The organism is Rhodococcus sp. DN22, assembly GCF_036669995.1.
GTDB classification, from domain to species: domain Bacteria; phylum Actinomycetota; class Actinomycetes; order Mycobacteriales; family Mycobacteriaceae; genus Rhodococcus_F; species Rhodococcus_F erythropolis.
In genome coordinates, this window is record NZ_CP133326.1 from 5,870,962 (window position 1) to 5,887,028 (window position 16,067).

General features: G+C 62.0%; 11 protein-coding genes. 1 reads left to right on the forward strand and 10 read right to left on the reverse strand.

The genetic code is table 11. The features are described 5' to 3' along the window. Window positions 1-31: 31 nt before the first annotated feature. Genes RA302_RS27125 through RA302_RS27145 form a run of 5 tightly spaced genes read right to left on the reverse strand, consistent with a single transcriptional unit; the run spans window position 32 to window position 7,293 of the window. Complete coding sequence (locus RA302_RS27125) at window positions 32-1,195, reverse strand: VWA domain-containing protein (protein ID WP_030536083.1); 1,164 nt, start codon at window positions 1,193-1,195, stop codon at window positions 32-34. After that, the gene (locus tag RA302_RS27130) at window positions 1,192-3,378 is read right to left on the reverse strand and encodes a DUF5682 family protein (protein WP_030536084.1); all 2,187 of its coding nucleotides are present in this window, start codon (window positions 3,376-3,378) and stop codon (window positions 1,192-1,194) included. The genes RA302_RS27125 and RA302_RS27130 overlap by 4 nt, the downstream gene beginning before the upstream one ends. Beyond that, window positions 3,375-4,445 (reverse strand): AAA family ATPase, encoded by a 1,071-nt coding sequence (locus RA302_RS27135; RefSeq protein ID WP_030536085.1) that lies wholly within the window; start codon window positions 4,443-4,445, stop codon window positions 3,375-3,377. Before RA302_RS27135 ends, RA302_RS27130 begins: the two co-directional genes overlap by 4 nt. 59 nt (window positions 4,446-4,504) lie before the next feature. Next, window positions 4,505-5,989, reverse strand: coding sequence for a DUF5691 domain-containing protein (locus tag RA302_RS27140; RefSeq protein ID WP_030536086.1), 1,485 nt, complete (start codon window positions 5,987-5,989; stop codon window positions 4,505-4,507). Beyond that, a complete protein-coding gene (locus tag RA302_RS27145; protein WP_030536087.1) occupies window positions 5,986-7,293 on the reverse strand; it encodes an SWIM zinc finger family protein in 1,308 nt (435 codons plus the stop codon). The genes RA302_RS27140 and RA302_RS27145 overlap by 4 nt, the downstream gene beginning before the upstream one ends. 116 nt (window positions 7,294-7,409) lie before the next feature. Between RA302_RS27145 and RA302_RS27150 the strand changes: the two genes are divergently transcribed. After that, window positions 7,410-8,720, forward strand: a complete 1,311-nt coding sequence (locus tag RA302_RS27150) for an HNH endonuclease signature motif containing protein (RefSeq protein WP_238054092.1) — start codon at window positions 7,410-7,412, stop codon at window positions 8,718-8,720. 107 nt (window positions 8,721-8,827) lie between these two features. On the opposite strand, the gene RA302_RS27155 is transcribed toward RA302_RS27150, so the two are convergent. The 5 genes from RA302_RS27155 to RA302_RS27175 all read right to left on the reverse strand — a co-directional run bounded on the left by RA302_RS27155 (window position 8,828) and on the right by RA302_RS27175 (window position 16,014). Next, the gene (locus tag RA302_RS27155; RefSeq protein ID WP_030536101.1) at window positions 8,828-10,117 is read right to left on the reverse strand and encodes a helix-turn-helix domain-containing protein; all 1,290 of its coding nucleotides are present in this window, start codon (window positions 10,115-10,117) and stop codon (window positions 8,828-8,830) included. A 35-nt stretch (window positions 10,118-10,152) separates the two neighbouring features. Next, window positions 10,153-11,586 carry an NAD(P)/FAD-dependent oxidoreductase gene (locus RA302_RS27160; RefSeq protein ID WP_030536102.1) on the reverse strand — a complete coding sequence of 478 codons (1,434 nt, stop codon included), beginning with the start codon at window positions 11,584-11,586 and terminating at the stop codon, window positions 10,153-10,155. Then, window positions 11,583-13,430 carry a DUF3556 domain-containing protein gene (locus RA302_RS27165; protein WP_030536103.1) on the reverse strand — a complete coding sequence of 616 codons (1,848 nt, stop codon included), beginning with the start codon at window positions 13,428-13,430 and terminating at the stop codon, window positions 11,583-11,585. The genes RA302_RS27160 and RA302_RS27165 overlap by 4 nt, the downstream gene beginning before the upstream one ends. Before the next feature lie 85 nt (window positions 13,431-13,515). Further along, window positions 13,516-14,988 carry an AMP-binding protein gene (locus RA302_RS27170; RefSeq protein WP_030536104.1) on the reverse strand — a complete coding sequence of 491 codons (1,473 nt, stop codon included), beginning with the start codon at window positions 14,986-14,988 and terminating at the stop codon, window positions 13,516-13,518. 132 nt (window positions 14,989-15,120) lie between these two features. Next, window positions 15,121-16,014 (reverse strand): LysR family transcriptional regulator ArgP, encoded by an 894-nt coding sequence (locus RA302_RS27175; RefSeq protein WP_030536105.1) that lies wholly within the window; start codon window positions 16,012-16,014, stop codon window positions 15,121-15,123. Window positions 16,015-16,067 lie beyond the last annotated feature (53 nt).

Consider the following 16,067-nt stretch of genomic DNA (forward strand, 5'->3'; position numbering starts at 1 on the left):
ACCCGGTGTTCAGGTCCTCGAAGCAGACCGGTCAGTGCTGTTCGAGGCTGAGCTGATTCGCCCAAGCCGACACGTCCCCGCGTTCCAGAGCCACCGCCAGCAGTTCCGGAAACTTGTCCGGCGTGCACGCAAACGCGGGAATCCCGAGGGCACTCAGCGACGCTGCATTGTCGTGATCGAACGACGGTGCCCCGTCGTCCGAGAGTGCCAGTAGAACCACGACTTGAACGCCGGAGTTCTTCATGGCGGCCATCCGGCGCAACATCTCGTTGCGAATACCGCCCTCGTAGAGGTCCGAGATCAGAACGAACATCGACTCGGCAGGACGCGAGATCAGTGACTGGCTGTACGCGATAGCGCGGTTGATGTCCGTGCCCCCACCAAGTTGGGTCCCGAAAAGGACGTCGACTGGATCGGACAGTTTGTCCGTCAAGTCGACGACGGCAGTGTCGAAAACCACGAGCGAAGTCTTCAGCGCCTGCATCGACGCCAACACCGCGCCGAACACGGACGCGTAGACGACGCTGGACGCCATCGAACCCGATTGGTCGATCGCCAGGACTACGTCGCGCTGCACGGATTTCGACTTGCGGCCGTATCCGACGAGCCGCTCGGGGACGACGGTTCGATACTCCGGAAGGTAGTGCGACAGATTTGCTCGGATGGTTCGGTCCCAGTCGATGTCACGCAACTTCGGATTCGACGTTCTGGCCGAACGATTGAGTGCCCCGGTCACTGCGGCCTTCGTTTTCTGCGCGATTCGCTCTTCGACTTCCCGAACCACCTTGCCGACGACCATTCGAGCAGTGGCCTTGCTGGCCTCCGGCATGACCTGGTTGAGGCTCAGCAGCGTCCCGACCAGATGCACATCGGGCTCGACGGCATCGAGCAGTTCCGGTTCGAGCAGCAACTGCGCCAAACCCAGTCGGTCGATCGCGTCCTTCTGCATCACCTGCACCACCGTGCTGGGAAAGTACGTCCGGATATCGCCGAGCCATCTGGCGACGGACGGAGCCGACGCCCCCAATCCGGCTGAGCGGCGTCGCCCCTTGGTCGGGCCGGACGAATCGTAGAGTGCGGCAAGAGCTGCATCCATTCGACGCTCGCCCGGTTGGCCCAGCCCACCCGTCGATTCTTCGGCGGATTCCCCGAGCATCAGTCTCCAGCGTCGAAGGCGCTGATCGTCGTCGCTCATGCGCCCACCCCCAAGATGTCCGCAACGACCGCCATTGCCGCTCTGCCGCGTCGAGCATCGGTCTCCACTGTCGTTTCGACGCGTCGTCCACCTCTGACCGCCTGACCGATCGCTCGACGCTCCCCCGCCTCGAACGCTCCGAACGTACGTCGAAGCAGTGGAAGCGTGTCGATGAAGTCCTGCTCACGAAGTTGGCGAACCCACGTGTCGATCAGCGTGAGCAACGCTCGATCGTGAACGAGCACAAGCCCTCCTCCACCGAGAAACCCGTCGACCCACCCGGCTTTGGCGGTCGGCGTGCTTCCCACGGACAGGGCCCGAGACAAGCGCTGGGCTGCAGCGGTTTCCGTGATCGAACCGCTGTCGCGCAGTAGCCGCACCATCCGGCCGACGAGTAATCCGTTGACGTCGTCACGGTCGATCACGCCGGCCATGGCCTGCAGCCACCGTGCGCTCGCATCGCGATCGTCACGAACCATGACTGCCGAGTGAACCTTGTCGAGGTGTTCGCGAAACTCCTCGGCACTGGGATCGTCCAGGCCCGTGACGGCGACTACGAGGCCGGTGCAAATGCGGATCAACAGGCTGTCGGCGACGTCGACCAATGCCGACACGTCGGTTCCGCGCACATCGCCGTACCGCAGCGTTCGCGTCAGCGTGGGCAGCGCCGCCATCAGGTGCGACACGTCATGATCTAGTGCCGCAACCGTTTTCACACTTTCCAGCACAGCGGACAACGCTGCCGGCAGGTTCGCCAGGAGCGAGTTCTCCAGTAGTCCGATCAGTGACGCGAGAGAGATGTCCGGCTCGTTGATCTTCGAGACGACACGTGATGTTGCCGCTGCAGCCACCGTCGTGCCCCACAGCGACGCCTCGATCACCGAGACCGAGAATTCGGGCTTCCATTGCAGCGCCCAAGTCTCCCGGAACGTTCCGGTGGAACGGACCTCACTGTCGGCCGGGGTCCCCCAATCGATCTCGAGGATCCCCAGTCGGTGCAGGAACTGGGAACGCTCGACGTCGATATCGCGTCGCAGGTCCAGATCGAGATTCTTGGCTCCCGCTTGTTGTCTGAGCCGCAAAGTCTTTGAACGTGCTCGCAGGTCTGCTTCGAGCGGAACCGTCGGAGTTTCTTCGGGCACCGCGCCCAGCGCTTCGCCCACAACCAATCTTCGCGTGATCAGATCCAGAAGAACGTCGTTCCCGTCGCACATCACCGACCTCGTTGCCTCGGTGACCTCCGACAATCCCGCCAAGGGTCGAGAACGCAGTGCCGCCAACGTATCTGCCAACCGGACAGCTTCGATGACGTGAGCACTCGAGATCGGAAGGTCCTCGTCCCTGAGCACCCGCGCAACTTTGGTGAGCCACCGCGTGATCGTCTTGTCGTTCGCGGTGAACAGGTGGTGATACCAGCCCGGCGAGGTGATTCCGGCGCCGTAACCCGATGCCGATGCCAGACGTGAGTGAGTCCAGGGAACCCACGTCAGCGAGGTCTTGACCTTGGACATTCCTTTGAGGATGCGAGCATCGGGTGCCGCCGGCCCCAAGGCTCCGACCAACGCCGGCGCGTGCCAGGCTCCGCAGACGACCGCTACCCGCTCAGCGCCATCTTTCAACGTCTTTCGCAGCACCTGACGCATGTACGCTTCGCGATGCGCTGTCTCCTCGTCGATCGGCACTGTCTCACGCAGCGCCTCCATCGCCTCGGTGATCGCATCGAAAGAATCTGCGCCCGAGCTCGATTCGATCACCGAATCCCACCAGCGTTCGGTGTCGTCGAAACCCGCGGCCGCGGCCAGTTCCGACAGAGGATCGCCCTCGCGGACAGTACGAATCCCCTGATCCGCCAACACGTTGAAGGCGGGCAGATCGCAGAACCGTGCCTGCACACCGTTCTTCGCAGCCCACTGCAGCGCTTGCCATTCGGGTGAGAACACCGCAAACGGCCAGAAGGCCGCCTTCGACGGCTCGCCAGTGGCGTACGCGAGCAACGCAATCGGCGGTTTCATCGATTCCGACGCCGCCAGCATCACCAACGGGTCTGCGTCCGAAGGCCCTTCGATCAGGACGACGTCAGGCGAGAACTCTTCCAGACCCTGCCGAACCGAACGAGCAGATCCCGGGCCGTGGTGACGGATACCGAAGACCCGGACACGCAGGTCCGGAATCACGATGGTCACCCGGTGACCTCGCGGCACGCCCGGTAGAAATCGGACCACTCGCCGCGTTCACGCACTACTGCCTCGAGGTACTCGTTCCACACCACCTTGTCTGCGACCGGATCCTTGATCACCGAACCCAGGATTCCGGCAGCGACGTCGGATGCCCGCAGTACGCCGTCCCCGAAATGCGCAGACAACGCCAAACCGTTGGTGACCACCGAGATCGCCTCCGCCGTCGACAGAGTTCCGGACGGGGACTTCAACTTGGTGCGGCCGTCGGTGGTCGCGCCTGATCGCAGTTCCCGGAACACGGTGACGACCCGGCGAATTTCCTCGGCTGCTGCGGGGGTTGTCGGCAATTCCAGTGCTGCGCCCAGCTGTTCGACTCGACGTGCCACGATGGCCACCTCGTCTTCCTCGCTGGCCGGCAACGGGAGGACTACGGTATTGAACCGTCGACGCAGTGCGGACGACAGATCGTTGACACCGCGATCGCGATCGTTGGCGGTAGCGATCAGATTGAAGCCCTTGGCTGCCTGCACCTCGATGCCCAGTTCCGGCACCGGCAACGTCTTCTCGGAGAGAATGGTGATGAGAGCGTCCTGCACGTCGGCCGGGATACGCGTCAACTCTTCAACGCGGGCGATCTTCCCGGTTTCCATCGCCGTCATCACGGGAGAAGGCACCAGCGCACCGGCGGTCGGCCCCTCGGAGAGAAGACGTGCGTAGTTCCAGCCGTAGCGGATAGCTTCCTCGGGCGTACCCGACGTGCCTTGAACCAGGAGCGTCGACGCACCCGAGATTGCGGCCGAAAGGTGTTCGGAGACCCAGGTCTTGGCCGTACCGGGAACCCCCAACAGCAGTAGCGCCCGGTCGGTGGCAAGAGTTGCGACGGCCACTTCCATCAACCGCCGTGGACCGACGTACTTCGGCGAAATGACGGTTCCGTCGTCGAGAGTGCCACCCAACAGATACGTCACGACGGCCCAGGGCGACAAGTTCCACGACGGTGGACGCGGACGAGCATCCTGCGCGGCCAGTGCTTCGAGTTCGAGCGCGTACTCCTGCTCTGCGTGGGGCCGCATCAGCTTTGCCGGTTGCGCGAGCTTTTCCGGTTCCGTGGTGGGCACGGTTACGCTGTCAGTCACTTGAGCTCCTCGAGCAGAGTCTTGCGGTGGGTGATGGCACTGGCAGTTCTGGCGAAGGTTTGCCGCCAGTCGGGGTCACGAGCACGCTCCGCCGCACGCTCCAGCAAAGTTACTGCGCTGTAAGGAAATCGAGTCTCGGCCAGGCGCAGCGATGCGACGTACTTGTAGCGTGAGAATTCGCCGGCCTTGGCGCCTCCGTCGGCACGTCTGGCCGCAACTCGTTCCCACTGGGCTACCACTGCCCGGGTGATGTCCTCGGGCCATGGACCTCGCAGAGCGTCGTAGATCGCTGCCCGGCCCGGGTGCAGAACGTTGGCGTCGCCGTTTCCGGACCTCAACAGATCAGCCAGCGCCTTGGCCTGCACCAACGGGAGCACGCGTCGATCGGTTGCGGTGCCGCGCATACGAAAGAGTTCCAGCGCCCATTCCGTATTGTTCTGCGCGACTGCGGCGGTGGACCACGCGTCGTGAAGGATCGGCTCCCAGCTTCCGTCAACGCCCATCCCCAAGACCTTGCCTGGTCCACCGATCATGTTGTTCCACAGAGACAACGGCGCAGAACTGATCGCCTGACGCACATACTCGGCACGATAGTCGGTGTGTGGATTCGGCCGGTCTTCGATGCCGTCTCGCCTCGCCGCTGAATCGACTTCCTCAGGCGGGACGATGACGAGCGTGGACCGAACGAGTTTCCGTTCCACCCGCACCCATTTCCGAACCCGAGCAGCCATTCTCTCCCCGAACTCCGATTCGGGGAGTTGTCCGAGTACTTCCACTGCCGCGCGTCGCACGTCCTTGCGACGGTCGTCGAGGGCTTCCTCCAACAATGGTTGATCATCCGCACTCAGTCCGTTTGCCAGCGCCGCGACGAAGGCAGCCTTCTGTTCGCCCCGCTCGGTGCCCCAGGACTTTCGGAGTTCGGCCAGCGCCAGCGCGGGATCTGTTCGACGAGTGTCTATCAGCCACTGTGTGCGCTGCGACGAACTTCCGTGACGCCACACGTCCGGGTTGGCATCCCTGGTTCGGACGAGTTTGCTCCACTCGGGGTTTTGCGCGGCAAGCCATCGACCACGCTCGCCGACAATCTGCAGGATGCTCTCCCGGTGAGCTTCACTTGCACGTGCAAAAGAAAGCAACCCGGCGACCAGATGATCAGGCGCACGGTAATTGTGCTCCAACGCGACTGCGAACCATTCGTCGAGCAAGGTCGCCTTGGCCGCGAGCATCGACAGCAGATGCGCCGATGAGGATTCCGGCAGCGTGAATCGAACATCGTCTGGCGCAGGTGTCGGCACCGCCGCCGTGGTGGAGCCCGCACCACCACGGCGGTACGCCCTCTCCAACGCTGCTCCTGCGAGAAGCATCTCGGCAGGATCGCCGTCGAGTTCGCGAGCGTAGCCACGCACTTCAGCCGGCAGCTCCTCGAATGTTGTTGCTGTTCTGGCTGTCCCAAGGAGCGCCGCTGAGATCAATGTACTCACAGCACGATCACCTGCCCTCCCGTGAAAACCGAGATCGGAGTAAGAGCCAGCGCGTTCCACGTTCCGCAGACTGTGACCGGGTAACCGCCGGAAATGCCGAGCAACTTCCACAGAAGATCCGAATCACCCTCTGCCCGAAGCGCTGTGCCCGATTCGTCGACGACAAACCATGATCCGTCGACGAACGACGGGACCACCGAACTGATCACTGCCGGCCACGAGCGCAACCATGGATCCGCGGCGAGGGCATCGGTAAACTGCTGCAACGCAGTGTCGATGCTTCCGAACGGCATGGTTGTGAAGGGCTCCGGTTCTCCGTGCGTGACCCCTATCCGCGCCCGCAATGCCGCGGCACCAGGATAGAAATGAACATCGGCGTTGAGCAGAAACCCGACTGGCGGCGTTTCGGTGGCAAAATTGGCCGACCCGTGGGAGAAGTCGAGCAGCATGGCCCACCGCTTCGAATTCCTGCCGAGCATCCACACCGTTCGGGTGAACAGTCGCTTCTCCTCGGTGATCCCGGAACCGAGAATCATCCAGTTCTCTTTCACCGGAATCGATTCCATCACACTCTCGGTTGAGACCGGATAGCCGACGTGTGCTTTCACCGAATAGGCAAGATCTTCCGGCAACTCGGACAGCTTCTGATGCGCAGCAACCAGCAGGTGCAACCGAGCCAACTCGTCGAGGACTTTCTCGGGCCAGTTCTCGGTAGACGCAACGGTGCCCGCCAAGGCTCGAAGTGTGCCTGCGACACCAGGCGCCTGAGCATCCACCATTCGAGCAGCTACTGCGTCGAAGCCCGCCCAGGATGTGTCCATCGCTGCCAGACCACTGCGAATCTGATCGGTGATCCACAGGTCCAATTCGACGAGACCGCTCGCAACGCGGTCGGCGCGCTTCTGCGCTGTCGCCGGGTCGGGAGCCCTCTTGGGAGCCTCGTCGCCGGTCTCAGCCCTTTCGCCGCGGGTCTCGGCCTTCTCCTCGCGGCGCAACAACCACTCTGCCGCGAAGTCGGCGGGCTCGTCCGCCGACGGCACACGCCCTTCCGACCATTCCACCAACAGCCCCAGAGCATGTTTGCACGGAAACTTTCGACTGGGGCACGAGCACTTGTATGCAGGGCCCCGCAGGTCGACCACTGCTTGATACGGCTTCGAGCCGCTGCCCTGACACAGCCCCCAGAGCGCGAGACCCCTGTTGCCGGCATGGCTCCACGAACCAGCCAACTTGCGCGCAGCGGCCAGCGATGCGGCGTCGGGAGCTACCGACGCCACCTGCCCAGCTGTCCACGGCGAAGTCACTCGACCACAGTATGACAACCCGCTGACATCACAGAGTCAGGCCGATTCGTTGGTGAATGACCGCTTGACTCGAACACATATTCGAATATGATTTGGGGAGGGGATCGGGGGATTCAATGAGTGTCTTGTTGTCGGACGTGGTGTCTGGTTCTGCGGTGGGGTTACGCGGACGTCTGTGGCAGTTACCTGCTTCTGAGTTACGTGCGGCTGCGGTGTCGGCGAGCGCGGAGATTCTGCGCCTGGAAGCCGTTCGAGTGGCGGTGGTCGACGAACTGTCGATGCGTCCGGATGATCAGGTGATTGCGAGCCGCGGTGTGGGTGCGTGGTTGGCGGCCAACACGATGCTGCAGGTCCGGGACGGGAAGAAGATCGCCGCGCTGGGTGCAGCGTTGCGGCCGTTTCCGGCTGTGGCGGCTCGGTTCGATTGCGGGGATTGTTCGTTCGATCATGCTGTGTTGATCGTGGCGTTCTGTGAGTCACCCCCGAAAGGCATGCCGGACGCCGCGCTCCCTCGCTGTATCGACCTACTGCTTGCGGCTGCGTCGGGTGTGGAGGCGACGACGACGAAAGTGCGGAACGTGATCGCGACGTTGGAGAGGTTGTTCGAATCGGATGAGATCCCGCCCGCCGAGGATGTCGATCTCAATGAGTTGCGGATCGCGTCGACATTGAACGGTCGGGTGGTGGTGCGCGGCGATTTCGACGCCCTGACCGGGGAAATGCTGCTGTCGGCGTTGTCGAATCTGACGATGCCCACCCCGGCACCCGATGGAACCCCGGATGCTCGGTCGACGGCGAAGCGCACGGCGGACGGGTTCACCGAACTGATCCGCCGTTACCTGGACTGCGCGAAAACCGGTACCGATGGTGGTCAGCGTCCGCATGTGAACGTGCACATCAATGCTCGGGATCTGGCGGAGCATCGGGATTGTGCCGCACAGTCTTCGGATTCGGGTGATGACGACTCTCTGGACCTGGCCGATCTTGATGTCGGGCACATGCCCTGGCTCGGACCACTGTCCGTATCACAGACCAGACTCCTCGGCTGCGACTGCTTCCTCTCCACCGTCCTGCTCGACGATCACGGCGTACCGCTCGATGCGAAACCCGGAAAACGATTGGTCACCCCCGAACAGCGAGTGGCGTTGATCGCCCGAGACAGGGGTTGCGCGTTCCCGGGGTGTTCATGTGTGCCTGCCTGGACGGATGCGCACCATATCCGGCACTGGGCCAACGGTGGCCCGACGGTGATGAACAACCTGGTGCTGCTGTGCCGTTCACATCATCGATTGATGCACCGAAAATCCGGGTTCGTCGGGAAATGGGAAATCCGCATCGGTGTCGACAACAAACCCTGGTTCGTCCCGCCGCCCTCGATCGACCCCGGGCAGCAACCGCGGCCCGCGAACACCACCTTCAAAACCTGAGGGGTCAAACCTCTTTGGCGACAACAGAACACGGCCAGGCTCCGCATCGGACATCAAAACCCGATACGGAGCCCACAGGCCGTGGCGCGTCCACAACTTTCCACAACTCACGACGTTCGCGCGGGGCGCAAGACCGATCTGCCCAACAACTCACAAACCTGCAGGGCCAGAGCAAGATCCAACTTGTCTCGGCCGGCAGCAACTGGATCGCCGAGCGCCTTGTTGATGCGATACTTCACCGTATTCCGGTGCAGATTCATGTGATTGGCAGTGTGCAGATGACTTTCACCATGTGCAAAGTACACACTCAACGTCGTCCGCAAGGATGCAGCAGAGGGCGTATCTTCCGCCAACGGGCCAAGCACCTCCCAGACCCATGACTTCGTCGAATCGATGTTCTCGGACAGAAGTGAAACCACAGCGACGCCGCGGTCTCCGAAGCTCACCACAGGTCGCTGCGGTGTATCCGGGACGGCAGCAACCGAATAGGCGGCGGTTGCCTGTTCGTGGGACCGTTTGAAACCGTCGACCCCTGACCCCGGCAGTCCGATTGCCACCCGCGCCCCGCCGTCCAACGGCACTGCCGCCGCGAGAACCTCCGGATCCGGCGCAGGCACCCGGCGACCGAACGGCAGCCACGCCCACACCGTGCGTCGATCGATGGCGGTGATGATCGGCGGCTTGTCCGCTCCCGCCGCTGCGCCGAGATCACGTACGAGTCGGTCCAGCGTATTGATGCCCATGACGTCGGCATCCCACGTCGACCAGACCACCAGGGCGACGTGGTTCTGACCCAGGCGGTACCCGGTCTCCGCTTCGAAAGCAGCGGTATCTGCGTTGGTGCCGGACAGGAGGGCGTGGATTGCGGCCGAATGGAGGTTTCCCTGCGCTGCCATCCATCGACTGCGTTCCCGCTCGTACGCGTCGAAGACGTAGAGCGTGATCCAGTCGATGTAGCTGTAGACCACGTCCGAAGTGTGTTTCAGGACAGCCAAAGTGAGTCGCGCCGGAATATCCAGTGTGCTGATCTCGTCGTGACAGATCCGCATCAGATCGCCTTGGCCCATGTGATAGGCCCGGACAAGGGAGTTGGACGGGACATCCCGCTGCGCCAGACGCAGCGCGTATTCCACTGCAGCAGTCGTGGGTTGGAGATGATCGATCGGAATGTCGTTGGCCAATACGTGGATGATCGTCGTGATGTTTCCCTGCACGCTGGCCTCGAGCATTTCGAGCAATTTGGCGTCTGCATCCAATTGGTCGATTTCGTGAGCCATCATGAAGGCCATCTCACGCGCGATGTCGGCGCTGCGCTCGTCGAGTCGTCGTGCCAACTCGGCAACCACCGCAAGCACTTCCGGCTCCGCGGCTGCAGGCACTCGGGCGAGGCGCCGCATCGCACCGGCGCCTCGCTCCTTGTGCGATGGACTACTCACAGAACTTCCGCACCCTTTCGTCGCAGGTACTTCAGAGCCGATTCGGCTGCGTTGTACCCGCACATTCCATGTGCTCCGGCACCCGGCGGGGTCGAGGCCGAGCACAGGTAAGTGCCCGCGATCCCCGTGCTGTACGGATCGACTGCGACGCGCGGACGCAAGACAACCTGCAGTTCGGTGTTGGCACCTCCGATGATGTCGCCGCCTACCTGATTCGGATTGTCCTCTGCCAGGTCAGCTGTACCACTGCTCGACGTCGCGACAATCTGCTCCCGGAATCCTGGCGCAAACCTCTCGATCTGACGGATGATCGCCTCCGTAGCGTCGCCGGCGTAACCGTGAGGCACGTGCGCATAGGCATACAGCGGATGAACGTTCCCGGCAGATCGGGTGGGATCAGCCAGGTATTGCTGACCTAGCAGCACGAACGGCCGGTCCGGCATGCGGCCTGAATTCGTCTCACGCTCAGCGGCCACGATTTCGTCGAAACCACCTGCCAGATGGACAGTTCCGGCCCGAGCACAGTCCGGATTGGTCCACGGCACATGACCTTCGATCGCAAAATCGACCTTGAATGCTCCGGGAGCCTGCTTGAACTTTCGATAGGCCCTCGCCACTCGGCCAGGGAGTCGATCGCCCAGAATTTCGAGCGCACCCCCCGGATTGACATCCAGCAGAACAACATCGGCGTCCGGAATCTCGGAGGCCGTACGAACCCGAACGCCGGTGTCGATCTTGCCGCCGTGATCGAGGAGCATCGCAGCCATCGCGTCGGTGATCGACCGCGAACCTCCCTCGGCAACCGGCCAACCGTAGCGGTGACCAGCAGCAGTGATCATCAATCCCACCGCCGAGGTGGCCGGACGGTTGAGTGGATAGAAGGCGTGTGCGGCAACCCCGCCGAACAGCGCCTTCCCCTTGTCCGTCTTCCACAGTTTGGCGGTCACCGTTGCCGGAAGCAGCGCTCGCGGACCGAAAGCTGCGAGCCGCAGCGGATGGTGCGGAACATTGACGATCGGGCGCATCAGATCGGACGCCAGCGCATCGAACCCAGTCGACAAGTCACCGAACATGCGTTGCCATCGAGGCCCGTCAGCGCCGAGTCCCGCAGCCGTCTGCTCCAGCGAGCGGTACAGAACCCCAGCGTCCCCGTTGTCGAGCGGATGCGCGCAGTCCACCTCTGCCCATCTCCAGATCAGCCCGTATCGCTCGAGGTCCAGCTTGGACAGGTACGGCGAGCCGATACCCATCGGGTGAAACGCCGAGCAGTGATCATGGATCAACCCCGGCACGTCGATCGGACCGGAGCGGGTGCCTCCGCCGATCTGGTCGGCAGCCTCGAGCACCTGCACGTCCACACCGCTACGTGCGAGGTGTACCGCGGCAGCGAGCCCATTGGGCCCGCTGCCGACGACTACGGCCTTTGTCACTTACTCACCTCTTGCTCGCTACCGCTGACCCTCGTACGCATCTTCGGTTCGGAGACAACCTGCGGATCCGTTGCCGCGCGGTCGGCCCGTACGTCCAGTGTCCACTGAACGTCGAACGGAATGGGCCCGTTCGGCAACCACGGCTGTTCGGCGACTGCGTCGGCGACCTTGAAAGTACCTCGTTCGATGACACCGAGAGCGGCATCGATCACCTGGTACTCCTGCGTTCCCTTGTGGATGGGCTGCGATTCGATCCAGGTCACCAGGAACTCACCGGGTGCGAAATTGCAGCGACGCTGAATGGCTGCGATCAACTTCGCGTCGTGCAGGTGCCCGTCACCGAAGTTGAAGGCGACGATGGAGTTGCACATGAACTCTGCTTCCCGCAGTGAGTACGTGTTGATGTCGTCGCCGAGGTGCCTGATCATCAGAGAGAACAGCGCACGCCCCTGGCTGTGCATGGAACGCCAGCCCAACAGCTGATGCAGAACGACATCGGACACATCTTCGGGGTACATCGTCATCAACTGATTGCGCGTATCCGGCGACGGACGCTTGATGAACTGGTCGATCTTGGCTTCAGCGCCCGGCGCGAATGCCCACGTCGCGGATGCCCAGTTGCCGGCGTACTGGCGCATCGACGGCAGGAAGGACACCAGATCGGGTCGAAGGTTTCCGAGAATGGGGAAGAAGGCAAGGGCTGCAACAATTCCCGCGGTAATCCACGGTGAGGACATGGCGCCGAGTCCGTAGCCGTCCCATGCCGGGAATCCCAGGAACAGAAAGACCGAGGCGTAGGCGAACAGAAGATTCCATTCGAGTGGGACGGCAAGCGGGAAGGTCGACGCGATGAACAGATGGAATCCGACCATGAGGATCACGGCGAGGATCGTGAGGGTTTTGTTCGTCGAGAACAGCAGTATCAACGGGGTGACGATTTCGACCATCGTTCCGGCCACGTGTGCGACGCCGCCGCCCAGGTGTGAAGGCCGCAGATCCTCCGGGAAATTCCGGTAGTGGGCGCGCTTGATCTTCTTCGACGGGATCCACGGGGTATTGCTGAGCATCGGAGGAACCACCAGCGAGAAATGGCGACCGAACTTCGAGACACCGGCACCGATCCACACCATGACGATCAGCAGTTTGAGCGCCAGGATCATGTCGACGAACGGCAGGAATGTGAAGAAGAAGATCGCCGGCAGGTACTGCTCACTACGGGCAGCGATGAAGGGCACCTTGTCCCGCAACCCGAGAATCACCATGAGTACCAGGAAGGAGTACAAGACCGTCGGGCGCACCAGTCCGGCATTGTCAGCGATTGCCGAGTCGATTCCTGTGGTGTGAACACCGGAGAGAACAGCGGCAACAAGGAGATTGGCGACTGCGGCGACATAGATGAAGACGTCGAACACCGTGCGGGTGTCACCCGAGGTGAGCGGCACTTTGCCCGGCCACGGTGGCAGACGAATGGTGCCGGGGCGGAGCCAGTAGAGAACTCCACCGGTCATCGGCTTGAAGTGGCCGGCGAGCGGCCCCCAGGATCCTGCCAAGCCCAGCATCTCGAGCATCATCGTCCAGATGATGAGTTTCTGGTAGACGATCGGCTGGTTCCACCACGATCCGATGTCGAACCACGAGAGGCCGGAAGTCAAAGTGGCAACGGCTGTTCCAGCTGCCAGGTAAAGGAACAACAGTTTCATGATGTAGACGGTGTGGACCATCTTCGGCGTACCGAAGCCGTAATCCACCCAGTGCGTGGACATGTCACGCAGACGCTCGAGAAACGGCTTGTCCATGAACGTTGCCGGATCGACGGGAGGGAAGTTTCCTTCTTTGAATCCCATGATGTGCTCCTGAAATACGGAATGTGGGCATGACGGATCGACTCGACGGACGTCGTCGAGTTGTGCTGGTACTACGGGGAAGTGACTAGTGAGCGGGAGTTGCGCTCAGAGCTCGTCTCATTCCAGGTTTGTCGATCTTGCCCACCGGGTTTCGGGGAAGCGCATCGACGACGTAGATCGCCACTGGCACCTTTACTCGGGTGAGCAAGGCCGTGACATGTTCGAGCAGTTCGTCTTCGGTGACGGGCGCATCGGGGTAGGCGACAACATAGGCAACTGGCACCTCTCCGTAGACCTGGTGCGGAGCGCCGATGACGGCTGCCTCGAGCACGGAAGGGTGTGTAGCGAGCGAGTTTTCGATCTCCTTGGGGTAGATGTTCTCTCCCCCACGGATGATCATGTCCTTGATGCGATCGACCAGGGTCAGGTAGCCGTCCTCGTCGAGGACTCCGACGTCACCGGTATGCAACCAACCATCCTTGACGGTCTTCGCAGTTTCCTCCGGCTTACCCAGATAGCCACGCATCACGTTGCCACCCTTGATGACCACCTCTCCGGCAGTCCCGGCGGGCGCAAAGGTTCCGTCCTCGGCAAGAATGGAAATCTGCTGGCCGGGCAACGCCGGGCCGACCGTACCGAGTTTGCGCACGCCGTCCACAGGATTGCAGGCCGACGCACAGGTCCCCTCGGTGAGTCCGTAACCTTCCACGATCACGAAACCGAAACGCTGCTCAGCGCGTTCGAGGAGTTCCTTGCTGATCGGCGCCGCACCGCACACGGCAAACCTCAAGGACGACGTGTCGATCGAAGGGTCTTCCGGCTGTGAGGTCAGCATCGCGTAGATTGCCGGCACCGCCGAGAAATACGTGGGGCGAAGCCGCGCGACGTCGTCGAAGAATCTCGAAACCGAGAACTTCCCGGTGACACTCACCTGTCCGCCGACAAGTAAGGGCGTCAAGACGCTGACGCAGATCGCGTTGACATGGAACAGCGGCAGAATCAGCAGGCAGTGATCCGCGCCGGTAACACCGATGTTCTTGCCCATCGACGAAGCCATGAACTGCAGGTTGGCATGAGTCAGCATCACTCCCTTGGGCCGTCCGGTGGAGCCGCTGGTGTAGATGAGCAACGCCAGATCGTCTGCTGCAACATCGATTCCGGGTCGGGGATCGGTCGGCGGCACTGTCGCCAGATCCTCGACGGCCAACACTGCGCGGCCGCCCGAGGGTGCGTCGGCAGTGGCGGTGATGACCAACTCGGCCCCGGAGTCCGCGATCTGGTAGTCCGCTTCGTTCGCGGTGAACATCGGATTGATGGGTGTAGCGGCAGCACCGATGCGCCAGGCAGCCATGATCGCGATCAGCAACTCGACGCGATTGGGCAGCATGATCGCCACCACGTCACCGAGGCCGATTCCGAGTCCGGCCAATTGCGCGGCAACAGCTTCCGTGCGATCTGCGAACTCTTCATACGTGAGTTCGACGTGGTCGTCCCGCAAGCACGGCTTCTGCCCGTACTTCTCTGCAAGATCCCAAGCCAGATATCCGAGGTTCGCCACGAGAGTCAGCACCTTTCATTCGTGTGTGACTCAAAACACTATCGGCGTCCTGCGGCCGAAGAAACGGTCCCAGGGGATCAACTTGTCCAGGTTCTTTGTTCCCTGAGCACAACACCACACGTACGGTATGCATCAGTTCGACGGCTGATGCAACACCTCGTGGGCGCGTCTGGTCACCACCTCGGAGATCCGGCGCAAGACAGGTGACGACAGTTTCCACTGCTGCCAGTACAGCGGAACGTCGTCCACGAAGTCCGGATCGAATCCGATCAGCACGCCGGAGCGATCGTCGTCGCCGCGCTGCAGGTCCGGTATCAATCCCCAGCCGTATCCCCGCCTGACGGCGTCCGCGAAGTCTGCCGATGAAGGAACAAGATGACGGGGCGGATCGGCGGGGTGGCCGACCTTTTGATCGAGGTAGCGATCCTGCAGTAGATCCTTGCGATTGAACACAACCAGCGGCGCCTCCGAAAGGGATTCGGCCGTGACACCGTCTGCGAACCAACGACGGCAGAACTCCGCACTCGCCATCGGCCGATACCGCATGATGCCCAAACGGCTGGAGGTACACCCTTGAATCGGTGACGCAACAGAGGTGACGGCAGCCATGACCGAACCGTCGCGCAGTAGTTCAGTGGTGTGGTCTTGATCGTCGAGATGAAAATCGAAACTGACTTCTTGCGTGAACTCCGCGAGGGCCCCGAGAACCCAGGTGGACAGCGAATCGGCATTGACCGCGATCGAGACGCGTGCAAACATCCCTGAACCATTTTCAAGGCCGAGTTCTCGCACGGTGTCACGCGACAGTGCGTCTATCTGACGGGCAAGACGCAGGACTTCTCTCCCCGAATCGGTGACCCGGATGGGTTTTGTGCGCTGCACCAGGATCCGGCCAACCGAGGTCTCGAGACCTTTGATTCGTTGGCTGACCGCCGAAGGCGTGATGTGTAACTTCCGCGCCGCCGCCTCGAAGGTTCCCTCGTCGACCGCGGCGTGCAATGCCCTCAGTTGCTCGAAATCCAACATAATCTGAAGCTACTCTGATGCATCCTAAGAATCATTAGCTGGACTGACTGAAA